This is a genomic window from Haloarcula rubripromontorii, assembly GCF_001280425.1.
GTDB lineage: Archaea > Halobacteriota > Halobacteria > Halobacteriales > Haloarculaceae > Haloarcula > Haloarcula rubripromontorii.
The window spans coordinates 47,342-71,357 of record NZ_LIUF01000007.1; the positions used below are offsets into that span (position 1 = coordinate 47,342).

General features: G+C 63.3%; 19 protein-coding genes and 2 tRNA genes. 13 read left to right on the forward strand and 8 right to left on the reverse strand.

All coding sequences use genetic code 11. The annotated features are described in order from the left end of the window. Positions 1–51: 51 nt before the first annotated feature. The 4 genes from AMS69_RS17560 to AMS69_RS17575 form a co-directional block, all read right to left on the reverse strand. Positions 52–348 (reverse strand): winged helix-turn-helix transcriptional regulator, encoded by a 297-nt coding sequence (locus tag AMS69_RS17560; RefSeq protein WP_195156642.1) that lies wholly within the window; start codon positions 346–348, stop codon positions 52–54. Between the two features lie 113 nt (positions 349–461). Further along, positions 462–1,115 (reverse strand): hypothetical protein, encoded by a 654-nt coding sequence (locus AMS69_RS17565; RefSeq protein ID WP_004516061.1) that lies wholly within the window; start codon positions 1,113–1,115, stop codon positions 462–464. Between the two features lie 651 nt (positions 1,116–1,766). Continuing rightward, positions 1,767–1,839: transfer RNA gene (locus AMS69_RS17570), tRNA-Asp, on the reverse strand. Between the two features lie 50 nt (positions 1,840–1,889). Next, a tRNA-Asp gene (locus AMS69_RS17575) sits at positions 1,890–1,962 on the reverse strand. A gap of 276 nt (positions 1,963–2,238) precedes the next feature. On the opposite strand from AMS69_RS17575, the gene AMS69_RS17580 reads away from it, so the two are divergent. From AMS69_RS17580 to AMS69_RS17610, 7 genes are all read left to right on the forward strand, one after another. Next, positions 2,239–2,466 carry a DNA-directed RNA polymerase subunit H gene (locus AMS69_RS17580; protein WP_004590674.1) on the forward strand — a complete coding sequence of 76 codons (228 nt, stop codon included), beginning with the start codon at positions 2,239–2,241 and terminating at the stop codon, positions 2,464–2,466. Continuing rightward, on the forward strand, positions 2,466–4,031 hold the full coding sequence (locus AMS69_RS17585; protein ID WP_004959113.1) for a DNA-directed RNA polymerase subunit B'': 1,566 nt from the start codon (positions 2,466–2,468) through the stop codon (positions 4,029–4,031). Before AMS69_RS17580 ends, AMS69_RS17585 begins: the two co-directional genes overlap by 1 nt. 1 nt (position 4,032) lies before the next feature. Further along, positions 4,033–5,859, forward strand: coding sequence for a DNA-directed RNA polymerase subunit B (gene rpoB, locus AMS69_RS17590; protein WP_053969352.1), 1,827 nt, complete (start codon positions 4,033–4,035; stop codon positions 5,857–5,859). Next, on the forward strand, positions 5,856–8,765 hold the full coding sequence (locus tag AMS69_RS17595; RefSeq protein ID WP_053969353.1) for a DNA-directed RNA polymerase subunit A': 2,910 nt from the start codon (positions 5,856–5,858) through the stop codon (positions 8,763–8,765). Before rpoB ends, AMS69_RS17595 begins: the two co-directional genes overlap by 4 nt. Before the next feature lie 2 nt (positions 8,766–8,767). Continuing rightward, the gene (gene rpoA2 / locus AMS69_RS17600) at positions 8,768–9,955 is read left to right on the forward strand and encodes a DNA-directed RNA polymerase subunit A'' (protein ID WP_053969354.1); all 1,188 of its coding nucleotides are present in this window, start codon (positions 8,768–8,770) and stop codon (positions 9,953–9,955) included. Beyond that, positions 9,955–10,380, forward strand: coding sequence for a NusA-like transcription termination signal-binding factor (locus AMS69_RS17605; RefSeq protein ID WP_053969355.1), 426 nt, complete (start codon positions 9,955–9,957; stop codon positions 10,378–10,380). Before rpoA2 ends, AMS69_RS17605 begins: the two co-directional genes overlap by 1 nt. A gap of 95 nt (positions 10,381–10,475) precedes the next feature. Continuing rightward, complete coding sequence (locus AMS69_RS17610; protein ID WP_053969356.1) at positions 10,476–10,832, forward strand: hypothetical protein; 357 nt, start codon at positions 10,476–10,478, stop codon at positions 10,830–10,832. Between the two features lie 13 nt (positions 10,833–10,845). Here the strand turns inward: AMS69_RS17610 and AMS69_RS17615 are convergent, their stop codons facing one another. Continuing rightward, on the reverse strand, positions 10,846–13,233 hold the full coding sequence (locus tag AMS69_RS17615) for a methyl-accepting chemotaxis protein (RefSeq protein WP_053969357.1): 2,388 nt from the start codon (positions 13,231–13,233) through the stop codon (positions 10,846–10,848). Positions 13,234–13,706: 473 nt separating this feature from the next. Here AMS69_RS17615 and AMS69_RS17620 point away from each other — a divergent pair, with 473 nt between their 5' ends. The 6 genes from AMS69_RS17620 to AMS69_RS17645 all read left to right on the forward strand — a co-directional run bounded on the left by AMS69_RS17620 (position 13,707) and on the right by AMS69_RS17645 (position 18,654). Then, entirely contained in the window at positions 13,707–14,135 is a 429-nt protein-coding gene (locus AMS69_RS17620; RefSeq protein ID WP_004515440.1) for a 30S ribosomal protein S12, read from the forward strand. Positions 14,136–14,137: 2 nt separating this feature from the next. Further along, a complete protein-coding gene (locus AMS69_RS17625) occupies positions 14,138–14,758 on the forward strand; it encodes a 30S ribosomal protein S7 (protein WP_053969358.1) in 621 nt (206 codons plus the stop codon). A gap of 49 nt (positions 14,759–14,807) precedes the next feature. Next, on the forward strand, positions 14,808–16,190 hold the full coding sequence (locus tag AMS69_RS17630; protein ID WP_053969359.1) for a PQQ-dependent sugar dehydrogenase: 1,383 nt from the start codon (positions 14,808–14,810) through the stop codon (positions 16,188–16,190). A gap of 477 nt (positions 16,191–16,667) precedes the next feature. Beyond that, entirely contained in the window at positions 16,668–17,249 is a 582-nt protein-coding gene (locus AMS69_RS17635; RefSeq protein ID WP_053969360.1) for a biotin transporter BioY, read from the forward strand. Then, the gene (locus AMS69_RS17640) at positions 17,246–17,950 is read left to right on the forward strand and encodes an energy-coupling factor ABC transporter ATP-binding protein (protein ID WP_053969361.1); all 705 of its coding nucleotides are present in this window, start codon (positions 17,246–17,248) and stop codon (positions 17,948–17,950) included. The genes AMS69_RS17635 and AMS69_RS17640 overlap by 4 nt, the downstream gene beginning before the upstream one ends. Continuing rightward, positions 17,944–18,654 (forward strand): energy-coupling factor transporter transmembrane component T family protein, encoded by a 711-nt coding sequence (locus AMS69_RS17645; protein ID WP_053969362.1) that lies wholly within the window; start codon positions 17,944–17,946, stop codon positions 18,652–18,654. The genes AMS69_RS17640 and AMS69_RS17645 overlap by 7 nt, the downstream gene beginning before the upstream one ends. A 13-nt stretch (positions 18,655–18,667) precedes the next feature. Here the strand turns inward: AMS69_RS17645 and AMS69_RS17650 are convergent, their stop codons facing one another. The 3 genes from AMS69_RS17650 to AMS69_RS17660 all read right to left on the reverse strand — a co-directional run bounded on the left by AMS69_RS17650 (position 18,668) and on the right by AMS69_RS17660 (position 24,016). Then, complete coding sequence (locus AMS69_RS17650; RefSeq protein WP_053969363.1) at positions 18,668–21,811, reverse strand: hybrid sensor histidine kinase/response regulator; 3,144 nt, start codon at positions 21,809–21,811, stop codon at positions 18,668–18,670. Positions 21,812–21,961: 150 nt separating this feature from the next. Further along, positions 21,962–22,756: a DUF5781 family protein gene (locus AMS69_RS17655; RefSeq protein WP_053969364.1), complete on the reverse strand. Its 795-nt coding sequence runs from the start codon at positions 22,754–22,756 to the stop codon at positions 21,962–21,964. Positions 22,757–22,822: 66 nt separating this feature from the next. After that, positions 22,823–24,016, reverse strand: coding sequence for a trans-sulfuration enzyme family protein (locus tag AMS69_RS17660; RefSeq protein ID WP_053969365.1), 1,194 nt, complete (start codon positions 24,014–24,016; stop codon positions 22,823–22,825).

Below are 24,016 nucleotides of genomic sequence, written 5' to 3' on the forward strand. Positions count from 1 at the left end.
CGAAAAGGGTTACTCCCACGGAAACGGTGCCGACTGGTCGTCCTCGCGACGCTACTCTGTGGACGAAAACACGTCCCGAAGTCCGTCCAACTGCTCGACCAGACGGTCGATGCCGTCGTTGATCGTTGCGACCCGCTCGTCGATGTTGTCGACCGGAATCGCTCCCTGCGGCGTCGGTTCGATGAGTTCGTCGTCTTCCAGCATCCGTAGCGAGTAGCGCACTTTGTGTTTCGGAACCCCTGTCTCCTCGGCGAGCCGAACGATGCCGATCGGCCCGTTCTCGATGACGGCTTCGAGGATCGACAGGTCCCGCCCCTCCTTCTCGACCTGATCTTCGAGTCGGTCCATTCCCATAGCAAGTCGTACCTGTGCATTTACGGCCGCGACACATAAACGCCCCAGTTGCGGCACTGTGGCTCGGGTCTATCGGCTGAAACTGTGCGCTCGGGGCCCCACGATTCCTATTCGTCTGAGACCGGTGTGCGCCGAAGTTCGTCGAGCTGGTCCCGGAGTTTACTCAGCTCAGTCTCTAGTTCCTCGCGGCGGTCGATGAGCGCGCTCAACTCCTCCGTGTTGACCGAATAGTCGTTATCCATCGCCACGTCCAGCGCGTCTGTCGTCGCGCCCGTGAGGTCAGACGCGACCCGCAACACTTCACTTGGTGTCCCGCGGGATTCGTACAACTCCTGTTCACCTGATAGCGGGCTGTAAGTCACCATCGGTGACTCGACACCGCGGTGGTAGCTCACCGCGTAGCTCGTGTCTGTCACCGGATTGAGGCGGTCGTCCGCCCGCTCCGTCCGGACGATGTTGAACGGCTCAGCCAGCGCCGGGAACGTGTCGGCGAGGTCCCGAAGCCGGTCCGCGGCGGTCACGTCCAGCTGTGCTTCCACGTCGCCGAAGAACTGCCGCGAGTTGGTGAGGCTAAAGGCCACGGTGTAAAACACCGACTCGTCGCTGTCGGCCAGATTACGAACACGGTCGCGGACCTCCTCGTGTCGGCCCTCGATAGTGAGCTTCTCCAGTTCCTCAAGCAGCGCCCGGACGCCCTCTTCGCGTTCGAGGAACGCCTCGACGATTGCGCCGGGCATCTCCTCGCCATCCACGTCCTCCATGGCCTCTCTTTTGCGGGGGCTCGTAAACAGTTTGTCGCTGGCAGCCGCTAATCGGCACGCCTTACACCCAACACAAAACATATGCCATCCCACGTGAAGTGATAGCACGTCCGGCCCCGGTGGACGGACACTATGACAGGCCACGGGGGAACTTCCCCGGACACCTGCTACTGCTCTTGTGGTATCAGTATGTGCTGTTTTCTCGGCACGTCGGCGGTGTTTACTGCCTGCTAACGGCCACTAATACGCCCTATCGGTCCGTACGACGGGGGCGACGTGTCTCTCGCGTCGCTTGAGGATTTGCGAAGTAGCGCACGGAGCGGGATTTCAACCCGGGCAAACGCGTCGCTGCCGCTCGCGTTTGCGTGATTCAAATCCCTCGCAGTCACACAGCGAAATAGAGCAATCGCGACGCGGTGAAACGCGTCGGTTCAAGATCTGAGGTTCAAATCCGCTCATTACGGATTTACGGCTCACGAGTTTATTCGCCGCAAAAGTACGCCCGGAGCGGGATTTGAACCGACGGAAGACGGTCGCCTCACTCTGTTCGGCGCTGCGACTTCCAGGGTTCAAATCCCGTACCGTCGTTCACTGCATAGAGTAATCGCGACGCGATGAAACGCGTCGCTTGTCGAGTTAATTTCAGAGAAACGCCCGGAGCGGGATTTGAACCCGCGTCACGACCGTGACAGGGTCGTATGATGGGCCACTACACCATCCGGGCAGCCTACGAGCACGCACTGCATAGTGCTCGTCAGTTTGGTCGCAATAGAACGCCCGGAGCGGGATTTGAACCCGCGTCACGACCGTGACAGGGTCGTATGATGGGCCACTACACCATCCGGGCCTTCGTTGCATTCTTTCGTACCCTGGTGTCAGTATTAAGACTTTCCAAAGAGACCCGCCCCGGGATGAATGCACATGACGGGACCCAAAGTTCTATGTCCGGTCTGCGTTATGTGGTTGGTAAGAGCAATCACGCCCGCAGTCCGTGAGGGTGGGCGGGTCCGATAGCCACGGCAGAGCGACTTGGTAAGTGTTATATGCGCCCCGACAGTACGGCCCTGTAGTATCTCGTGACAGCCACCTTCTCCAGCAGCAGGCCAAACGCACACGCACACACATGGTAGATGTAAGTCAACACGACCTCGTCCCAGACCACAGTGTCGTCGACGAGGACGACCTCGAAGCAGTACTCACGGAGTATGAAATCAAGAAGACGGACCTCCCGAAGATCAAGCGCACCGACAAGGCGCTGCCGGATGACGCCGAAGTCGGTGACGTGGTTCGGATCGAACGCGACTCTCGGACAACCGACACCGCAGTTGTCTACCGACTGGTGGTAGAATAATGGACACACAAGATCGCCGCGCTATATCGCGTGAATATTTCGCCAAGGAACGGCTCGCCGAACATCACTTCCGCTCGTTCAACGCCTTCCTCGACAGAGGGATGCAGCAGGTCGTCGACGAGAAAGAGACCATCGAGACCGACATCGGTGACAAGGAAGGACAGGAACCGGTGTGGGTCGAACTGGGCGACGTCCGCGTCGTCACCCCACGGGTCCGCGAGGCCGACGGCAGCGAGGAACTGCTGTACCCGCAGGAGGCCCGACTCCGGAACATCACCTACTCCGCGCCGGTGTTCATGGAGATGGCCATCGTCCGCGGTGGCGAGGAGGAACCGGAGGAAGTCGTCGACCGAACCGAGACCAAGATCGGGCGGATGCCCATCATGGTCGGGTCGAACAAGTGCAACATCGCGGGCTTCACCGACGAGGAACTCATCGACATTGGCGAGGACCCCGCAGACCCCGGTGGCTACTTCTGTGTCAACGGCTCCGAGCGGGTGCTGATGACCAGCGAGGACCTCGCCCCGAACAAGATTCTGGCCGAGTACGACACCAAGTACGGCGACGAGGTGCAGGTCGCCAAGACGTTCTCCCAGCGCCGTGGCTACCGCGCGCTGGTGCTGTGTGAACGGACGCGGGACGGGCTGCTGGAAGTCTCGTTCCCGTCCGTCTCGGGCAGTATCGACTTCGTCACGCTGGTCCGCGCGCTGGGGCTGGAGTCGGACGAGGAAATCGTTCACCGCGTCAGCGAGGACCCGGAGATTGTGAAGTTCATGCTGGAGAACCTGGAGGAGGCCGAGGTCCAGACGACCGAGGAAGCCATCGAGACGCTGGGCAAGCGTGTCGCCTCCGGGCAGGGCAAGAACTACCAGCTCAAGCGGGCCAACTACGTCATCGACCGCTATCTCCTCCCGCATCTACACGAGGAAGGCGTCGAGGAAGAAGAGGTCCGTATCAACAAGGCGTTTTACCTCTGCCGGATGGCCGAGGCGTGTTTCGAACTGGCGCTTGGCCGCCGGGAGTCCGACGATAAGGACCACTACGCCAACAAGCGGCTGAAGGTCAGCGGCGACCTGATGACCGACCTGTTCCGGACGGCGCTGAACAAGCTCGCCCGGGACGTGAAATACCAGCTGGAACGGGCCAACATGCGCAACCGCCAGCTGTCCGTCTCGACGGTCGTCCGCTCGGACGTGCTGACCGAGCGGCTCGAACACCCGATCGCGACGGGGAACTGGGTCGGCGGCCGCTCCGGCGTGAGCCAGCTGGTCGACCGGACCGACTTCATGGGAGTGCTGTCACACCTCCGACGACTGCGCTCGCCGCTCAGTCGCTCCCAGCCCCACTTCGAGGCACGGGACCTGCACGCGACCCAGTGGGGTCGCATCTGTCCCTCCGAAACGCCGGAGGGTCCGAACTGTGGGCTGGTGAAGAACTTCGCCCAGGCGATGGAGCTGTCACAGGACGTATCGGACCCACAGGGTCTCAAACAGGAGCTTGCCGAGATGGGGGTCCAGGGCATCCCCGGTATCGAGTCGATCGAACAGCAGCCCGCGGACGATTAATATGAGTCAGGGACGCGAAGCCAAGGTATACGTAAACGGTAGTCTGGTTGGGACACATCCCGACCCGGAACAGCTCGCAGAACAGGTACGACAGGCGCGACGACGAGGGGATGTCTCCCAGATGGTCAACGTCTCGGTCAAGAACCGGACCGGGGAAGTCATCATCAACGCCGACGCCGGCCGTGCCCGACGCCCGCTGCTCGTCGTCGAGGACGGCGAGCCGCTGATGACCGACGAGGAAGTCGAACAGGTCAAAAACGGTGAGCTGGAGTTCGAAGAGCTCGTCGAACGCGGCCTCGTCGAGTTCATCGACGCCGAGGAAGAGGAGGACATCCTCGTCGGCGTCGACGAGGACGAACTCACGGAGAACCACACGCACCTGGAAGTCGACCCGCAGCTGATGTTCGGTATCGGTGCCGGGATGATTCCCTACCCCGAACACAACGCCTCGCCCCGGATTACGATGGGATCGGGGATGATCAAGCAGTCGCTTGGCCTGCCGTCGGCGAACTACCGCATCCGCCCGGACACGCGCCAGCACCTGCTGCACTACCCGCAGCTGTCGATGGTCAAGACACAGACAACCGAACAGATCGGCTACGACGACCGCCCGGCGGCACAGAACTTCGTCGTCGCCGTCATGAGCTACGAGGGGTTCAACATCGAGGACGCACTCGTAATGAACCAGGGGTCGGTCGACCGCGCGCTCGCACGTTCGCACTTCTTCCGTACCTACGAGGGCGAGGAGCGGCGCTACCCCGGCGGCCAGGAGGACCGCTTCGAGATTCCGGACGACGAGGTCCGCGGCGCTCGCGGCGAGGAAGCGTACACGCACCTCGACGACGACGGCCTGGTCAACCCCGAGACGAAGGTCGGCGAGAACGCCGTCCTGCTTGGCAAGACCAGCCCGCCGCGGTTCCTCGAAGAACCCGACGACATGGGCGGTCTCTCACCGCAGAAGCGCCGGGAGACGAGCGTCACGATGCGCTCGGGCGAATCCGGCGTCGTGGACACGGTCACGCTGATGGAAGGCGAGGACGGCTCGAAGCTCTCGAAGGTCTCGGTGCGTGACGAACGCATCCCCGAACTCGGGGACAAGTTCGCCAGCCGGCACGGCCAGAAGGGCGTCGTCGGCCACATCGCCCCGCAAGAGGACATGCCCTTCACCGAGGAGGGCGTCGTCCCGGACCTCATCATCAACCCGCACGCGCTGCCGTCGCGGATGACCGTCGGCCACATCCTCGAAATGATCGGCGGCAAGGTCGGCGCGCTCGAAGGCCGGCGCGTCGACGGCACCGCCTTCACCGGCGAGGACGAGGAGGAACTCCGCGGCTCGCTCGAAGAGCACGGCTTCGACTCCAGCGGCAAGGAGACGATGTACTCCGGCGTCACCGGCGAGAAGATCGACGCCGAAATCTTCGTCGGCGACATTTTCTACCAGAAGCTCTACCACATGGTGTCGAACAAACTGCACGCCCGTTCGCGCGGGCCGGTGCAGGTGCTGACCCGCCAGCCCACCGAGGGGCGCGCCCGCGAGGGTGGCCTGCGCGTGGGTGAGATGGAGCGGGACGTGCTCATCGGGCACGGCGCGGCGATGGCGCTCAAGGAGCGCCTGCTCGACGAGTCCGACCGCGAGTGGATCAACGTCTGCGGGCAGTGTGGGATGACAGCCGTCGAGAACGTCGAACAACGGCGCATCTACTGTCCGAACTGCGAGGAGGAGACCGACATCCACGAGGTCGAGATGTCCTACGCGTTCAAGCTCCTGCTCGACGAGATGAAGGCGCTCGGAATCGCCCCGCGGATCGAACTGGAGGACGCAGTATGAGTTCACAACAGACACCACAGGAAATCGGTCAGCTCAGCTTCGGGCTGATGGACCCCGAGGAGTACCGCGAGATGTCGGCCACGAAGGTCATCACGGCCGACACGTACGACGACGACGGTTTCCCCATCGACATGGGGCTGATGGACCCGCGACTCGGGGTCATCGACCCCGGACTGGAGTGCAAGACCTGCGGGAAACACAGCGGGTCGTGTAACGGCCACTTCGGCCACATCGAACTGGCCGCGCCGGTTATCCACGTCGGCTTCGCGAAGCTCATCCGCCGGCTCCTGCGTGGCACCTGCCGGGAGTGCTCCCGGCTCTGTCTCGACGAGCACGAGCGCGACGAGTTCGCTGACCGGCTGACACGGACCCAGGACCTCGGTCGCGACCTCAACGACGTGACCAAGGCCGCCATCCGGCAGGCTCGCAAGAAGGACCGCTGTCCGTTCTGTGGCGAGAAGCAGTACGACATCAAACACGAGAAGCCGACCACTTACTACGAGGTGCAGGACGTGCTGGCCTCGGACTACCCCGAGCGGATCGCAGCCGCGATGGAGGAGGCCGAGGAGCCGATTTCGCCCATCGAGCTGTCCGAGGAGACCGGCATCGACAGCAGCCGCGTTCAGGAGATTCTCAGCGGCGAGTTCCGCCCGCGCCAGGAAGACCGCCGCGCTCTGGAGAAGGCGCTGTCGGTCGACCTGACCGAGGAGGACATGAACAAGCTCATGCCCAGCGACATCCGGGACTGGTTCGAGGACATCCCGGACGAGGACATCGAAGTGCTGGGGATGAAGCCGGCCCGCTCCCGACCAGAGTGGATGATTCTGACGGTGCTGCCGGTACCGCCGGTCACCGCCCGTCCCTCGATTACGCTGGACAACGGCCAGCGCTCCGAGGACGACCTCACTCACAAGCTCGTGGACATCATCCGCATCAATCAGCGGTTCATGGAGAACCGCGAGGCGGGTGCGCCACAGCTGATTATCGAGGACCTCTGGGAACTGCTGCAGTACCACGTCACCACGTTCATGGACAACGAGATTTCGGGCACGCCGCCGGCGCGCCACCGCTCGGGCCGCCCACTCAAGACGCTCTCCCAGCGCCTGAAAGGCAAAGAGGGACGCTTCCGTGGCTCACTGTCCGGAAAGCGTGTGAACTTCTCGGCTCGTACCGTCATCTCGCCGGACCCGACGCTCTCGCTGAACGAGGTCGGTGTACCGGATCGGGTCGCAAAAGAGATGACCCAGACGATGAACGTCACCGAGCGCAACCTCGAAGAGGCGCGACGGTACGTCTCCAACGGGCCGGAAGCCCACCCCGGCGCAAACTACGTCAAGCGGCCCGATGGCCGCCGGCTGAAGGTGACCGAGAAGAACTGCGAAGAGCTCGCAGAGAAGGTCGAACCGGAGTGGGAAGTGTCCCGCCATCTGGTCGACGGCGACATCATCATCTTCAACCGCCAGCCGTCGCTGCACCGGATGTCCATCATGGCCCACGAGGTCGTCGTGATGCCGTACAAGACGTTCCGGCTGAACACGACGGTCTGTCCGCCGTACAACGCTGACTTCGACGGCGACGAGATGAACATGCACGCCCTGCAAAACGAGGAGGCCCGCGCGGAGGCGCGCGTCCTCATGCGCGTGCAGGAACAGATGCTCTCCCCGCGCTTTGGCGAGAACATCATCGGCGCGATTCAGGACCACATCAGCGGGACCTACCTGCTGACCCACACGAATCCGAAATTCAACGAGACGCAGGCGCTGGACCTGCTCCGGGCGACGCGCATCGACGAACTGCCCGAAGCCGACGGCGTCGACGAGGACGGCGAGGAGTACTGGACCGGCCGCTCGCTGTTCTCGGAGCTGCTGCCCGAGGACCTGAACCTGGAGTTCACGTCTTCGGCTGGCGACACCGTCGTCGTCGAGGACGGCCAGATGACCGGCGGCACCATCGACGAGGACGCCGTCGGGGCCTTCGGCGGCGAAATCGTCGACACCATCGCCAAGGAGTACTCCCGGACCCGCGCCCGGATTCTCGTCAACGAGGTCTCGGCGCTGGCGATGCGCTCGATCATGCACTTCGGGTTCTCCATCAGCATCGACGACGAGTCCATCCCGCGGGAGGCGGAAGAGCAGATCAACGACGCCATCGACAGCGCGTACGACCGCGTCGAGGAGCTCATCGAGACCTACGAGCGGGGCGAACTCGAATCCCTGCCCGGCCGAACCGTCGACGAGACGCTGGAGATGAAGATCATGCAGACGCTGGGCAAGGCGCGTGACTCCGCCGGTGACATCGCCGAGGACCACTTCGGCGAGGACAACCCGGCCGTCATCATGGCCGAGTCCGGCGCGCGTGGGTCGATGCTGAACCTGACCCAGATGGCCGGCTGTGTCGGCCAGCAGGCAGTCCGTGGTGAGCGTATCAACCGCGGCTACGAGAACCGCACCCTCTCACACTTCGAGGAGAACGATCTGTCGGCGGACGCCCACGGCTTCGTGGAGGCTTCCTACCGCTCCGGGCTCGGCCCGAAGGAGTTCTTCTTCCACGCGATGGGTGGCCGCGAGGGGCTGGTCGACACGGCCGTCCGGACCTCCAAGTCCGGATACCTGCAGCGCCGGCTCATCAACGCGCTCTCCGAACTGGAGACGCAGTACGACGGGACCGTCCGGGACACCTCGGACACCATCGTCCAGTTCGAGTTCGGCGAGGACGGCACGTCGCCGGTTGACGTGTCCTCGAACCAGGACGAGGCCGCCGTCGACGTCGAGCAGATCGCCGACAGCGTCCTCGACGAGGAGTTCGAGAGCGAGAAGCAGAAAGAGAGCTTCCTCGGCACGCGGACCGAGCGGACCAACCTCTCGGAGCACGCCGACGACTGGTGGATGGCCGAGGGTGACGACTAACAATGACAGGACACGACGTATCAGCAGACATCGAGGCCGTCGTCGAGGACACCGAGCTGCCGCGACGGCTGAAAGACGAAGTGTACAGCACCGTCGAGGAACGCGGCGTCGGCGTCGACGACGCCGACCGCATCGCCAAGGCCGTCGAGTCCCGCTACCTCGACACCCGCGTCGACCCGCTGGACCCGGTCGGGACCGTCTCGGCACAGTCCATCGGCGAACCGGGAACGCAGATGACGATGAACACGTTCCACTACGCGGGGGTCGCCGAAATCGACGTGACCCAGGGCCTGCCACGGCTCATCGAGCTGGTGGACGCCCGGAAGACGCCGGACACGCCGATGATGACGGTCCACTTAGACGAGGAGTACGCGGACGACCGCGAGCGCGCCCACGAGGTCGTCTGGAAGATCGAGGCGACGCGCATCCTCGCGCTGGGTGACATCTCGACGAACGTCGCGGATATGCTCGTCGAGATCGACCTCAACGAGGACACCCTGCTGGAGCGGTGGCCGACAGTCAACGACACGGACGCCATCGCCGAGGAGATCGCCGAGACTATCGAATCGAACCTCGGCGTCTCGACCCGGCAGGTGGGGACGGTCATCGAGTTCGGTCCCGAGGAACCCAGCTACCGCGACCTGCTGCAACTGGTCGAGGAGCTGCGGGAAATCGTCTTCAAGGGCATCGAGGAGATCACCCGCGTCGTCATCCGCAAGGAGGAGACGGACAACGGCGAGGAGTTCGTCCTCTACACCGAGGGGTCGGACTTCGGCGAAGTGCTGGACATCGAAGGCGTCGACGCCTCCCGAACGACGTGTAACAACATCCACGAGATTTACCGGGAACTCGGCGTCGAGGCCGCCCGCGAGACGCTCATCAACGAGACGATGAACACGCTCGAAGAGCAGGGGCTGGACGACGTGAACGTCCGGCACCTGATGCTCGTGGCCGACATCATGACCAACGAAGGGACCATCGAGTCCATCGGCCGCCACGGCATCTCCGGGTCGAAAGACTCCGTACTCGCCCGCGCAGCGTTCGAGGTGACGGTCAATCACCTGCTCGACGCCGCCATCCACGGCGAGGTCGACGAACTCGACGGCGTCACGGAGAACGTCATCGTCGGGAAGCCGATCAAACTCGGCACCGGCGACGTCAACCTCCGGATGGGCACGACCCAGGACTGATGCGGGTCGAACTCTCGGACGAAGCGCGTCGACTGGTCGCCCTCTTCGAGGACGAGGCAGCCGTCACCGTCCGGGATTGCGTCGTCGACGAAGAGCACGATCAGGTGGTGTATCTGGTCAAACGCGGGGAGATGGCCGACGCCATCGGCCCGGGCGGCCAGACGGTCGAGCGCGTCGAGGAGCGTCTGGGACGCGAGGTCAAACTCGTCGAGGCCGCCGAGACGGCCGAGGACTTCGTGGCCAACGCGCTCGCGCCGGCCGCGGTGTACAACGTCACTGTCTCAGAGAACGACGACACCGTCGCCTACGTCGAAGTGGCACAGGAGGACCGCGGGGCCGCAATCGGTCGTGAAGGGCGAAACATCGATGCCGCCCGACAACTGGCCAAGCGACACTTCGAAATCGACGGCATCGAACTGACCTGAGCGGGAGATTCGGGTGAGTCGCGCACCGATCACCCGGACAGCCGATGCGGTGACTGACAGAAACCGCTTTTTTCATCGGCTGTGAACGGACTGCCATGGCCGCGCTCCGGCGTCCAGACGGTGGCGACCTGCTCGCTCCACTGACTATCGTCGGAATCTACCTGTATCACGCACACGTTCTGGGGAATTCACCGTCCGCGCTCGAGGGCACGTTTATCCTCGCGCTGTTCGTGTTGCTGATAGCCACGAGTCTCGTCAAGGGACTGCTCGCGTCACCGACGTACTCGCTTACCGGCGGCGGACTAATCACGCTCTTTTATTTTATCCGGTTCAGTCAGCGACAGGATATCGGCGCTGGCCTCGGTATCTGTGTCGGAATTCTCTTCGGTGGTTACGGTCTCTATCAATGGTTCGAGCAGAGTGCCGGACCAGAACTGTCGCTGTCAGAATAAAAGAACTTCGTACTCAGTCGTCGTCTGCTGAGGCGTCCGGCGCGTCGTGTTCGTACACGTCGGTATCGCTGTGTGTAGTTCCGCTATCGACATCGAACGTCTGCAGGAGTTCGCTGAGGTCGCCGGCCTGATCGGACAGGGATTCGATCCCGCTAGTCACTTCGTTGATCGTCGCTGTCTGTTCCTCAGCGGCGGCGGCGACGTTCTCGGCGCTGGAAGCGGTTTCCTCGCTGATTGTCCCGACCTCGTCGGTCATTGCGACGACTTCCTCCGTCGTCGCGGCCTGTTCGTCGGTGGCGTCGCTAATTGACTGAATGCCGTTGTTTACCTCCTCGACGCGGTCGACAATGGCCTCGAGCGATTCGATGGCGTCGTCGACAGTCTCGATACCGTCAGTGACGGAGTCACCCATCTGTCTGATGTCGGTCACGGCGTCACCGGTGGTGTCCTGCACGTCTTCGATAACCGTCGAGACTTCTTCGGTGGCCTCGGTTGTCTCCTGTGCAAGACCCTTGATCTCATCGGCGACGACGGCGAACCCTTCACCCGCCTCACCGGCGCGGGCGGCCTCGATGGAGGCGTTCAGCGCGAGCATGTTCGTCTGCTCTGCGATGTCGTCGATGAGGTCGACGATGTCCCCGATCTGCTCCATCTCCTCGTCGAGCGACTCGACGCGGTCGATTGTTTCGTCGGCACGCGCCTCAATATCGTTCATCACCTCGATGGCCTCGGAAGCACGCTCGCTGCCGGTTTCGCCGATTTCGGCGGCCTCGTCCGACGTGGCCGCAACCTCGTCGGCCTGTGCTGCGACCTCTTCGACCGTTGCGGAGAGGCCCGACATCTCGTCGACCGTCTCCTCGATGTTCTCGTACTGCGTCTCCGCGCCGTCGGCGATCTCTTGAACGGATTCGCTGACCTCCTCGCTGGCGCTCCGGACTTCGGTGGCGCTTGCGGTGATCTGGTCGGCGGAGCCGTCGACGTCATCGGCAAACTCACGGATACGCATGACTGTCTGGCCGAGCTGGGCGAGCATATCGTTGAACGCGGTGGCGATGTTGGCCATCGCGTCGTTGTCTGTGTCGGTATCGAGGCGCTGCGTGAGGTCGCCGTCGGCCGCTTTCCGCATTACGGCCGAGAACTCTTCGGCCTGCTGTTCGAGCGTTTCTGCTATCTCCTCTGCCTCTGCCTTGGACTCTTCGGCCTCTTGCTGGGCCTGTTCGAGGTCGCTGATGAACGATTCGAGGTTCCCGTGCATGCTCGATAGCGACGAACCGAGCTGGCCGGGCACGTCCTTGTCGAGCGCCGGGTCGTCGAACGCCTGTCTGGAGAGCGCGTCGGCCTGTGCGGCGACGGTATCGAGATACGTCTTCATCTCGTAGAATGCGTTCTGGACATCGCCGACCTCGTCGAGGCGGTCAGACTGCTCGATGTTGGTATCGAAGTTGCCCACTGCGAGGGCTTCCGCCTGTGTCGAGAGCCGCCTGAGCGACTGCATGATGCCGCGACCGACGAGGACGCCGATGAGGGCGAATCCGGCCAGCGAGACGCCGATGATGGCGACGAAGCTCCCCTGAATACTGTCGCGGAGGGCGAAGGCGGTCGATTTCGGGGCCTGCTTGATGACGATCCACGGCGTGTCATCGACAGACTCCGCGGCGAGCAGGTACGACCCGCTTCGGGCCACACCGCTGTCTTCCGCTGTGAGTGCGGTCAGGTTGGCGGAGACGTTGTACTGCGTGCCGATAGTCGAGGCGTCCTCGGCGAACTGGACCGTCCCATCCTGTCGGACGATTCGCGTTTCACCGCCCTCGATTGAGTTACGGAACTGGGCCGTCCGTGCGGTCACGTTGTGGACCACGACGACTAGTTTGTCGCTCCGAGCGACTGGGCTTGCAAAGGCAATGTACTTCCCCCCGTCGTAGGTGTACACTTTCGACATATCGACGGAGTTCGATCCGGTGACGGAGAGCGCACCGCCCTCCCACTCGAAGTCGTCCGTCTTGAGGGACGTTTCCCGTCGATCGCTCAGTGACGATTCCTTGATATCCAGCGTCTCCTCATTAACGTAGTGGATGGCATACACTGACTCCGGTTGGTAGAACGCTTGCCGCTGTAACGCGCCACGGATCATCGTCGGACTGCCCTCCTGAACGTCAGACAACGTCGAGAGGGTTCGAGCGGCGTTGCGCTGGCTACGGACCCAGTCAGCTGTTGTCGTGGCCGTCTGGACGGCCCCCGTCTGGAGTTCGTTCTCGCGCTGTTCTGTCAGTTCGTCTGCAACCGTCCGCTCCGCGGTGACGCTGACGCCCGCAACGAGCAGGGCGATACAGAGAATGATAAGCGCCAACTTCCGGAGATACGTTTGTCGGACGATATCTGGGAGACGTTGTTCAAGTTTCATAGCTACTCCGGCAGGTCTGTGTGAATAACTCAAGCGGCGGTACTAGAAACCACCTGCCCAGTTATCACACCTGATTCCGCGTGTGTGCGAGCGATTTCACGGTCTGACAGAGTGTGGCACTGAGTGTCGTGGCCCCTGATACGTCTTCTGTCGGCTGTACGACTGCGTCGCCGCCCGCTACTCTGTGACGGTGGCTCCATGGTACTACCCGCAGCCGGTAGTGTCAGTTGACTCTCATCGGAGGCCGATGTCACGGAGAGCGGGTTTTGGAGACCCAAGTGTTGTGGTGACCGCCAGCCGCCGACCGAACCACTTCGCTGACAGCTTCTTTTTTTCGTTTCCGTGGCGCTCTCGCCGCGTTATTTAGCACCCTTCTCGCCCGGTCTATGCCACAGAACGCCACACACGCCGACGCTACCGGCTGAGTCCGAAAGAGGAGTCTTAAGTACCTCCGAAAGGTACCAGTGCCTACTATGGCGAACGGCAAGTACGCCGCGCGCAAGCTCAAGAAGGACCGCCAGAAACACCGGTGGTCCGACACTGACTACGCGCGTCGCGAACGCGGCCTGGGCAAGAAGTCCGACCCGCTCGAGGGTGCGCCCCAGGGACGAGGTATCGTACTGGAGAAAGTCGGCATCGAGGCCAAGCAGCCGAACTCCGCTATCCGGAAGTGTGTCCGCGTCCAGCTCATCAAGAACGGTAAGCAGGTCACCGCATTCTGTCCCGGTGACGGCGCTATCTCTTTCATTGACGAGCACGACGAGGTCACAATCGCGGGTATCGGCGGGGCGAAAGGCCGCGCGATGGGCGACCTCTCCGGTGTCAACTACAAGGTCGAGAAGGTCAACGGCGTCTCTCTCATCGAACTCGTTCGCGGGAACGCGGAGAAACCGGTCCGATAACCATGAGTGCCGAAGACACACCCGAGGCTGACGCTGACGCGGCTGAGGAAAGCGAGCCCGAGACGGCCCGTGCGAAGCTGTTCGGCGAGTGGGAGATCACGGAGATCGAGTACTCCGACCCCTCGACCGAGCGCTACATCACGGTGACGCCGATCGCCCACACGATGGGGCGCCACGCGGACAAGCAGTTCAAGAAAAGCGAGATCAGCATCGTCGAGCGGCTGATCAACCGCCTGATGCAGACCGACGAAAATACGGGCAAGAAACAGCTTGCAACCTCTATCGTCACTGAGGCGTTCGAGATCGTTCACGAGCGCACCGACGAGAACCCGATTCAGGTGCTCGTCCGCGCCGTCGAGAACAGCGCCCCACGGGAGGAGACCGTCCGCCTGAAGTACGGTGGCATCTCGGTCCCGAAGGCCGTCGACGTCGCGCCACAGCGCCGCGTCGACCAGGCCCTGAAGTTCCTCGCCGAGGGCGTCTACGGCGGCTCGTTCAAGACCACCACGAGCGCCGCCGAGGCGCTCGCACAGCAGCTCGTCGGCGCTGCCAACGACGACGTCCAGACCTACGCGGTCAACCAGAAAGAAGAGAAAGAACGCGTCGCGGCTGCCGCTCGCTAACCCGGCTGTCTCCGACATCTTTATTCTTCTATACTTGGCAGAGAAATCTATGCGAAAGTCCAGCCGTGACGCCCGTTCCCGTCGCCAGTACCTCGCCGCACTCGGCGGTATCGGGGCGACCGTGCTGGCCGGCTGTCGCGGTGAGTCAGGGACACAGACAGCGTCCCCGGAGCCGACACCGACGGCCACAACGGCGACAGGCCCGACACGCGCGCTGGACCGCTACGATGTCTCCCTCAACCACGAGCGCCGCCAGTCACCCGATACCGACTGGACGGCTCCGACCACGTCGCCGACGGACACGTCGCTCGCCACCGACCCACTCATCGAGGACCTCGAAATCCCGTGGGACCTCTCGTTTGCTGCGGACGGAACGCTGTTTCTCACCGAACGTGTCGGTCGCGTCCTCTCGTTTGTGGACGGCAGCGCCCGAACAGTCACCGAACCGGCCGCGGTCATCGACGCGGAATCGAGCGACGACGGCTGGTGGGTGACGGGTGGTGAGGGGGGCACGCTTGGGGTCGCCGCCCATCCGACCTACCCCGACCCACCGGTGGTGTACGTCTACTACACGACGATGACTGGCGACGACGAGCGAGCTAATCGGGTCGTCGCGATGGACGTGTCGGCCGAGGACCCGGCCGCCACGGAGTCCGTCCTCGTCGACAACATTCCCGGGAGCAAGATACACAACGGCGGTCGGCTCACGTTCGGCCCCGAGAAGTATCTCTGGATTACGACGGGGGACGCGGGCGACGGCGAACTGGCCGCGGACACCGACTCGCTCGGTGGGAAGGTCCTCCGCGTGACGCCCGCGGGCGACCCCGCACCCGGGAACCCTGATGTCGGCGGGGACCCGCGGGTGTTCACCTACGGCCACCGGAACCCACAGGGACTGGCCTGGCTCCCGGACGGCACCGTCATCGCCTCCGAACACGGTCCGACCGGACGGGACGAACTCAACCGCCTCGTGGCCGGCGGCGACTACGGGTGGCCCGACACTCGCGAACACGCGGAGTACCTCGATGCTGATCCCGAGGTCCGCCGGCCGCTCGCAAACACGGGCAACGCCGGCGGCTGGGCACCCTCCGGGTCGCTGTTCTACACCGGCGACGCCGTTCCATCACTCCGGAACCGACTGCTCACCGGCGGCCTGAAAGGGCAGAAGCTCCTCGTTACGACGCTGACGCCGGCCGGTGCGGACCTGCCGCCGGGCGATGACGCCGAGGTGTACGACGCCGACTGGACCGACGACGCCTACACCGCGACGACACATTCCCTCCTGTCTGACGAACTCGGCCGGATTCGTCATATTGAGCAGGGGCCTGACGGCGGCCTCTACCTCATCACGTCGAACCGCGACGGACGGGCTGGCGATGGCTTCCCGCGGGAGCGCGACGACGTACTCGTTCGGGTCACGCCGGCCGAGTGAGCATTCTTAGTCGTTGTGAATACGGCTTCTTTACTCACTTATATAGCTGAAACACCCGCTCAGTTTGCCTGCGAGTTTAACGAAAGAGGCATCCCTCTGTTACTGGTTATCAAACGTATGGACACTCTACGACAGCTGTACCACAGACTGGATAATCGAGTCCGGGAACTATCTCGTGTGTCGTACGCTCTTCTTATCGGCCTTGTTTCTGCTGTGGGCGTATTTGCTGTTAGAAGCGTCTTGCCGGGCGAAGGAAGTTTGGACCCAATCGCAATGGGTGTCTCAATGGCTATCGTTTACTACGCGTTCAACCCGAATAACAAGAACTGACGCAAACTGCCTCCACTGTACTGACCAGCTGTCCGCTCCAATCCCATGACTAGCAGTACCGTATTCACAATGACTGTTATAGGCAACACGTGGAATCCCCGTCTGTGAACCCCTGGCTATATTTCGGTTGACGAGAGAGGGTGACCCATGGCAACAGAGCAATCCGTCGACCTCGTCGACGACGACACTGTGGGCTGGTTCACCAAGGCGGTGCTGCTCGCGGCGCTAACCGCGGCACTTGCACAGATATCGATCCCGCTTCCGGGGGCGTTGCCGCCGTTCTCGCTGCAGCCCTTCGGAATGTTCTTCGCCGGCCTCTTGCTTGGGCCACTGTGGGGTGGTGTCGCCTTGCTGTTGTACGTCCTTGTCGGTATCGCCGGCGCACCGGTGTTCTCGAACGCGAACGCGGGTCTGGGCTATGTCATTGCCGGGCAGGGGACCGGCGGCTTCCTCGTCGGATTCCTTGTCGGTACGGTCGTCGCCGGCGCTATCGCACACCGACGCACGTCGCCGCGACCAGTTGCCGACCTCTCTATTCCGGTGCAGGCGCTCGCGCTCACTGCAGCAATCGTCGTCGTCTATGCAATTGGCGTCCCGTGGATGTCGATGGTGACCGGTCTGTCGCTCACTCGTGCTGCAGCCCTGATGGCTCCGTATGTCCCGCTTGACCTCGTGAAACTCGGTGTCGCGATTGCCATCGTGCAGGGCGGGTATCTCTCCGGTCGATGATAGCGGTCCGTGACCTGCGTTACCAGTACGGTGCTGTCACCGTCCTCGACGGGGTCACGCTGTCGATACCTGACGGCCAGTACTGCCTGCTCGTCGGACCAAACGGGTGCGGCAAGACGACGCTCGTCCGGCATCTCAACGCCCTGTTGACGCCAGATGCTGGAACAGTCACCGTCGACGGGACCGATGTGACGGACGATCCCGTTGTCGCCCGGACCCAGATCGGGATGGTGTTCCAGCATCCCCGCGACCAGTTTGTCGCCGCGACCGTCGGCGCTGACGTGGCGTTCGGCCCGGAAAACCTCGGCCTTGACCGGGACGAGATCGACCGTCGGGTCACGGCGGCGCTGGATGCTGTCGACCTCGACGGTGCCAGAGAGCGGCGTATCGACGCCCTCTCGGGCGGCGAGCAGGCCCGCGTCGCCATCGCCGGGGCGCTCGCCATGGAACCGGACTACCTCGTGCTCGACGAACCGCTCGTCGGGTTAGACTGGCCGGCCAGAGAATCAGTGCTCGACCATCTCGACGCGCTGGCCGCCGATGGGACGGGCATCATCGTCGTCACGCACGACCTCCGGGACCTCCACGAGCGGGCCGACCGACTCGTCGCGCTGCACGAGGGGCAGGTCGCTCTCGATGTGCCGCCAGCAGAAGCGCTCGACAGCCTCCCGGACCTCGGGATCAGAGACCCGCGATGTTGAGCTACCGGCCCGACTCGACGTTTGCCCACCGGCTGGACCCGCGGTCGAAGCTGCTGGTCCAGTTCGGACTCGCCATCGCCGCGGTCGCCCATCCCACGCTGCCGTGGCTCGTCGGCACGACCGCGTTCGGGCTGGGCGCGCTCGCGGCGGCCCGGCTCTCACCGCTGGCCGTCCTGCGCGCCTATCGGGTCGTCCTTACGGTGCTGGCGCTGGCCCCGCTGATTGCTGGTATCGCGTTCGGTCCGCCGTGGTTTCGGGTCGACCCGGCGCTCCGCTCGGCGCTGTACGTCGGGCGTATTCTCCCGGTGTTGCTCGTCAGCGCCGCCTATCTCACGTCGACGCCGGTCCGGGACACGCGAGCGGCGGTCCAGCGTCTGATACCCGGGAAGCCCGGCCAAATTCTCGGCATCGGGATGGCGCTCGTCGTTCGGTTGTTCCCGCTGGTGCTCGCTGACGTTCGGGAAGTCCGCGACGCGATTCACGCTCGCGGGGGCGAGACCCGCCCGCTGTGGGACCGCGCTCGGCTGCTCGCCGTCCGGTCGCTGGAGCGCACGCTCGACCGCTCGGACCGGCTCTCGGTGGCCCTGCGAGCCCGCTGTTTCGCGTGGAACCCGACGCTTCCGCCGCTTTCGTTCGCCCGTCGTGACTACCCGGTGCTCGCCATCGGTATCGCGCTGGCGGTGTCGCCGCTCGCCACGGTGTAGCGGTTTGACACTCTCATTCTACGATATCGACACCCGTAATCTCGAACCGTGCCCCGCCCTCGCTCCCCTCGTCGATGGTCACCGTCCAGTCGTGGGCGTCGGCGATCTCCGCGACGATCCAGAGCCCGAAGCCAGTTCCGTCGTCCGATGTCGAGTAGCCAGTCTCGAACACGCGCGACCGGTTTTCCTCGTCGATACCTTCGCCGTCGTCCTCGACGTAGAAGCCGTCGTCAAGTCCTCCGATGGTGACTGTCACGTCATCGTCGCCGTGCTCTACACTGTCGTCGGGCCCCGGCCGACTGCTTGTGGAGCCATGCTCCACACTGTTGCTAAACAGGTTTTCGAGCAGTTGTTCTAGTCGGCTCCCGTCGGCACGAATGACGGTGTCCGTCTCGACGGTGAGTGCAGCGTCGCCGGTTTCGACGTTGTGCCAGCACTGTTCGGCCGTGTCCGCGAGCGCCACGACGCCGGCATCAACTGCCGACTGCTCGTCGCGTGCGGCCGCGAGCAGGTCGTCGATGAGCGTCCGCATCCGCGCGAGTGCGTCGCTGGCGCTGTCGAGGTGTTCGCTGTTGCGCTCTTGGCGGGCCAGTTCGATTCGGCCCTCGGCGACGGAGAGTGGATTCCTGAGGTCGTGGCTAACGATGCTAGTGAACTCTTCGAGGCGTTCGTTTGTCTCCTCCAGTTCCTGCTCGCGGCGCTTGCGCTCGGTGATGTCCCGGTCGATACCGATTGCCCGGAGCGGCGTCCCGTCGTCGTCGGATTCGACGCGGCCCTTCGCCTCCATCCACCGAACCTCGCCGTCACGGACGATTCGGAACTCAGCTTCGTACATGCCGGTCTCGGTTGCCGATTCGATGCGGGCCGCCACGTCTGTCTTATCCTCAGGATGGACCATCGGGAGAAACTCGTCCAGCGACTCGATGTCAGTGCCGTACAGCGTCTCGGACCCGGGGTAGTACGCTAGGTCGCCGGACTCGAACTCGCGGTCCCAGACGACCGCATTGGTGGTTTGTAGCGCGATCTCCATCCGCTCGCGCGCTTCCTCCAGCTCGCGCTCCCGCAGTTTTCGGTCGGTGATGTCCTGGACCGAGCCCCGGAGCTTGACAACGTCGTCGTTCTCGGTTACCGGTTCACACAGTGCGCGCACCCAGCGGGACTGACTCTCGTCGCCGATCCGAATCTCCATGTCGTACCCTTCGGCCGTTGCTATCGCTCGCTGAAACTCCGTCCGTACAGTCTCCCTATCGTCGGGGTGGTACAGGTCGATGATGGATTCGAGAGTGAGCTCGTCGTCCGGAGGCCGTTCGTGTATCCGGTAGAACTCGCTCGTCGCCGTCATCTCCGGCGGATCGGTTGTCACGTCTACATCCCAGCCGCCGACGCTTGCAATCCGCTGTGCCTGGTCGAGGAGTTCCTTCGTCCGCGTAAGCTCCTGCTCGCGTGCTTTTCGTTCGGTGATGTCCCGGCCGATGCCGGCCAGCATCGGATTTCCGTCGGGGTCTTCGACGCGGGTTGCTGTGAACTCGTGGGGAATCCGGTCTCCGGATTTCGTAATAAACGGGACCTCCACACGGGTGGTGTCACCCTCGAACACCGATTCGATCGCGGCCAGAACAAGGTCTCGATGCTCTTCCGGGAAGAACTCGGCTCCGTGGGCCCCGGCTACTTCCGCGGCCGAGTAGCCGGTCACGTTGAGCAGACTCTCATTCCAGCGCCGGAAGCGGCCGTCGCTGTCGAGGACGTAGAACACGTCGTCGATGGCATCCAGCATGTCGTCGGTGTACTCCTTGTACCGTTCGAGGCGCTCCTCGCGCTGCTGCCGTCCGAGTTCGTAGCTCACCCACTGCGCCGCGAGATGAACGAACGTCTTCTCGTCTTCGGTAAAGGGTGTTTCGCGGGGCGACCGATCGACGAAACAGAGCGTCCCCGAATACGTGTCATAGACACGGACCTCGCCGCTGATGTACGTCTCGAACTCCCAGCGCTCGTATGCCGGGTCGGACACCCAGCCCTCCTCGGACGCTTCTGCGATTGCCATGATGCCTTCTGTATCGGCCATCTTCCGATAGTACGACTCCGACAGCGGCGTGACTGTTCCCGGTTTGAGCCGCTCGTCACTCCCGCTCGCATAGCGGATGGTGAACTCGTTGCGGTCAGCATCGTTCGCGGACAGGAACGCGCCGGCGGTCCCGAGGCGTTCTCGGCCCAGGTCCAGAACCGCCTGGATTTTCTCATCGAGGGAGGCGTCGGGGTCGGCGCTGATTTCGTAGAGTGTCCGGAGCGTCTGGTTGTGCTCCGCGAGCTGGTTCTTCGTGGCTTCGAGTTCGCGCTCGCGGTTCCGCCGCTCGGTGATATCACGAGCGAAGCCGGCCACGCGAACTATCTCGCCGGCGTCGTTGGTGATCGGCTCGCCCTGTATCCAGACCCAGCGCTGATACTCCTCCGTTTCGTTGACGCGGCACTCGATATCGGCCGACTCACCGTTGATTAGACACCGCATCGCGTCTTCCATCCGCTCGCGGTCCTCGGGGTGGATGCCATTCAGGAAGTCGTACGGATTGTCACGGAGCGTGGTAACTGACCGCCCCCAGATGTCCTCGTAGGCGGAATTGATAACAAGTACTTCGCTCAAGTCGGCGGTAAACTCCCAGAGGATATCGTTGGTCGCTTCCGTGAGTTCTCGCACGCGGCGCTCTGACTCGGCGGCCTGTCGCTTCGCGCGGGACTCGGAGACCGCGTTTTCGATGCGGTTGGCCAGCAGTTCGTACACCTCGACGCCGAACGACTTCTGCAGATAGTCGGTAACGCCCATCGAGATCGCTTCGCTGGCTACCTCTTCGCTCCCTTTGCCGGTGAACAGAATGAACGGCAGATCCGGGTTCGTCTCCCGAATCGCATCGAGCAGTTCGATGCCGTTCATTTTCGGCATATCGTAGTCGGAGACGACAGCGTCGAACTCGTTTTCGGCGAGCCGGTCGAGTCCGTCCTGTGCGCTGGTCGCGGTTTCGACGGAGATCTGGTCGTCCGCGGCCTCCAAGGAATCCGCTGCGACAGCCACGAAGTCGGGATCGTCGTCGATGTGTAACACCCGAATCTGGCCGCCGCCGACATCGGTTTCCCGGTCTGGGTGCCGGCCGCGGAGCGCCTCAGTCATAGTCAACTAGTTCACAGGTACACGCAAAAACAGTTCTGGCGCTTATTTCGCGTTCGCGTATGACCGAACCGGCAGCCAATGGCGACGAGACCGTCACCGAGCGTGTGGTTCTGCCGACCGCTGTTGGCCCGGGTTCCGGGACTGGTGGTTTCAATCCGCCGCGCGGCCGCCGCCACCGGCGTATGCGCGAGTCACGTCGACGAGTGCCTTCCGGAACTCGGACTCGTCCGGCTCGGGCGAGAGTGCTGCGAAGTGGCGCTTGAACTCCGCAAGGTCGACTGATTCGGCGTCCTGTGCCGCGGCATGCGCGAGGTCGTACAGCCGGTGGTCCGTCTCGACCAGATTGTGGCGTTCACACAGCGCAAGAGCGAACGCTGCGTTGACAGCCGTGATGTCCGGGTCTGCGGCCGGTGTCAGCCGCGCAGCCGGCTCGCTTGGGTGTCGCACCCGGGTCGGCGATGTCGAGCGGTCCCATGTCGGTGGGTCACTGGGTCTGTCCGCGACGGCAGCCGCGAGACTGGCTTCCAGAAACGGCACCAGTTTGTCACCGGGCACCACTGGCATCCAGATATCGTCGGCGTAGACGTCTTTCATGTGGTTGGCGATCTGGTAACAGTGCGTGAGCTTTCGCTGTTCGACCGAACGCCCCGCCAGCGCGAGATAGATGGCTTCCCGTGTCGACTGAGTGTGCGATGGATGCCCGCGTTCGTGGTGGTGCATGTGTGCGTACTCGTGTAACGCCAGTTCGCGAGCCATCGCACTCGTGGCGGCCTGACGGGAGATTGTCAGCCTGTGAGCGTCGTCGCTGTGGCTAACGCGGGTCCGTTCGTCAGGGTCTTCCCGGACCCGGACAGTCACTGGTCGGTTCAGGTCGTGTTCCGTCGAGAAGAGGTCCTTCGCTCCGAGAAACGGTTCGGCCGGCCCACCCTGCACGTGCACGTCCATGTGTCTCTATACCACGGGGCGCAGCGCTATTAATGCACGGGTGGGGGCAGCGTTCGCACGCCGCACTCAGGACTCAAGCGCCGCGAAACCGCGTTCCAGGTCGGCCCTGAGATCCTCGATATCTTCGATACCGACAGAAAGGCGGATGAGCGTATCAGAGATGCCCAGTTCGTCCCGTGCCGCCGGTGAGAGCGGTTCGTGGGTCATCGCCGCCGGAAGTTCCGCCAGGCTCTCGACACCGCCGAGGCTGACTGCCAGCGTCACCGTCTCTAACGCTTCGAGAAAGCGCTTGGCGTCGGCCATGTCTCCGGCCAGTTCGAACGAGAGCACGCCGCCAAAGCCCTGCATCTGCTCGCGAGCCAGCTCGTGCTGTGGGTGGCTCTCAAGTCCGGGGTAGTGGACCGTTTCGACGCGCTCGTGCTCGTCGAGGTACTGCGCGAGGGCCATGGCGTTGCTCTCGTGACGAGTCATTCGGACGCCCAGCGTCTTGATGCCCCGCGAGACGAGATAGCTGTCGAACGGGGCGAGCATGTTCCCGAGTGCGATCTGCTGGCGGAACTCTACCCGTTCGGCTACCTCGGGGTCGTCAGTAATCAGCGCGCCGCCGACGGCATCGCTGTGGCCGTTGAGGTACTTCGTTGTGCTGTGGACCACGAGATCCGCGCCGAGCGACAGCGGCTGCTGGAAGTACGGACTCGCGAAGGTGTTGTCGACGCCGACCGTCGCGTCGTAGTCGGCGGCGACGGCCGCAATCGCGTCGATATCACACAGTTTGATACGCGGGTTCGTCGGGGTCTCGACCCAGACGACCTCTGTTGCCGGTGTCATCGCGGCCGCCACAGCGTCGACATCGGTCGCGTCGACGAACTCCACGTCAACGCCAAGCTGGTCTCGAAACAGCGTTTCGAACATCCGTCGCGTGCCCGCGTACAGGTCATCAAATGCGACGACGTGGTCGCCCGGTTCGACCAATGACAGCACCGCTGTTGCAACGGCCGCCGTCCCAGAACTGAAGGCATAGGCCCGCTCCCCGCCTTCGAGCGCGGCCAACTCCTGTTCGAGGCCGTGTCGTGTCGGGTTTGACAGCCGCGAGTAGAGAAACTCTCCGCTACCGGGGTCGATGTCCTCTAGAGACAGGTCCGTGTCGAGTCCGGCCAGTTCGTAGGTCGAGGAGAGGTGTATCGGGAGCGTGACATCCCCCGCTGCTGACGCCGTCTCGGTACCGACTGCGATCGTGTCGAGGTGTGGACGCCGACTCAT

Excerpts from the sequence above, each read along its gene's own strand:
- AMS69_RS17560 (WP_195156642.1), bottom strand. The coding sequence starts at position 348 with ATGGACCGACTCGAAGATCAGGTCGAGAAGGAGGGGCGGGACCTGTCG.
- AMS69_RS17565 (WP_004516061.1), bottom strand. The coding sequence starts at position 1,115 with ATGGAGGACGTGGATGGCGAGGAGATGCCCGGCGCAATCGTCGAGGCG.
- AMS69_RS17580 (WP_004590674.1), top strand. The coding sequence starts at position 2,239 with ATGGTAGATGTAAGTCAACACGACCTCGTCCCAGACCACAGTGTCGTC.
- AMS69_RS17585 (WP_004959113.1), top strand. The coding sequence starts at position 2,466 with ATGGACACACAAGATCGCCGCGCTATATCGCGTGAATATTTCGCCAAG.
- rpoB (WP_053969352.1), top strand. The coding sequence starts at position 4,033 with ATGAGTCAGGGACGCGAAGCCAAGGTATACGTAAACGGTAGTCTGGTT.
- AMS69_RS17595 (WP_053969353.1), top strand. The coding sequence starts at position 5,856 with ATGAGTTCACAACAGACACCACAGGAAATCGGTCAGCTCAGCTTCGGG.
- rpoA2 (WP_053969354.1), top strand. The coding sequence starts at position 8,768 with ATGACAGGACACGACGTATCAGCAGACATCGAGGCCGTCGTCGAGGAC.
- AMS69_RS17605 (WP_053969355.1), top strand. The coding sequence starts at position 9,955 with ATGCGGGTCGAACTCTCGGACGAAGCGCGTCGACTGGTCGCCCTCTTC.
- AMS69_RS17610 (WP_053969356.1), top strand. The coding sequence starts at position 10,476 with ATGGCCGCGCTCCGGCGTCCAGACGGTGGCGACCTGCTCGCTCCACTG.
- AMS69_RS17615 (WP_053969357.1), bottom strand. The coding sequence starts at position 13,233 with ATGAAACTTGAACAACGTCTCCCAGATATCGTCCGACAAACGTATCTC.
- AMS69_RS17620 (WP_004515440.1), top strand. The coding sequence starts at position 13,707 with ATGGCGAACGGCAAGTACGCCGCGCGCAAGCTCAAGAAGGACCGCCAG.
- AMS69_RS17625 (WP_053969358.1), top strand. The coding sequence starts at position 14,138 with ATGAGTGCCGAAGACACACCCGAGGCTGACGCTGACGCGGCTGAGGAA.
- AMS69_RS17630 (WP_053969359.1), top strand. The coding sequence starts at position 14,808 with ATGCGAAAGTCCAGCCGTGACGCCCGTTCCCGTCGCCAGTACCTCGCC.
- AMS69_RS17635 (WP_053969360.1), top strand. The coding sequence starts at position 16,668 with ATGGCAACAGAGCAATCCGTCGACCTCGTCGACGACGACACTGTGGGC.
- AMS69_RS17640 (WP_053969361.1), top strand. The coding sequence starts at position 17,246 with ATGATAGCGGTCCGTGACCTGCGTTACCAGTACGGTGCTGTCACCGTC.
- AMS69_RS17645 (WP_053969362.1), top strand. The coding sequence starts at position 17,944 with ATGTTGAGCTACCGGCCCGACTCGACGTTTGCCCACCGGCTGGACCCG.
- AMS69_RS17650 (WP_053969363.1), bottom strand. The coding sequence starts at position 21,811 with ATGACTGAGGCGCTCCGCGGCCGGCACCCAGACCGGGAAACCGATGTC.
- AMS69_RS17655 (WP_053969364.1), bottom strand. The coding sequence starts at position 22,756 with ATGGACGTGCACGTGCAGGGTGGGCCGGCCGAACCGTTTCTCGGAGCG.
- AMS69_RS17660 (WP_053969365.1), bottom strand. The coding sequence starts at position 24,016 with ATGAGTCGGCGTCCACACCTCGACACGATCGCAGTCGGTACCGAGACG.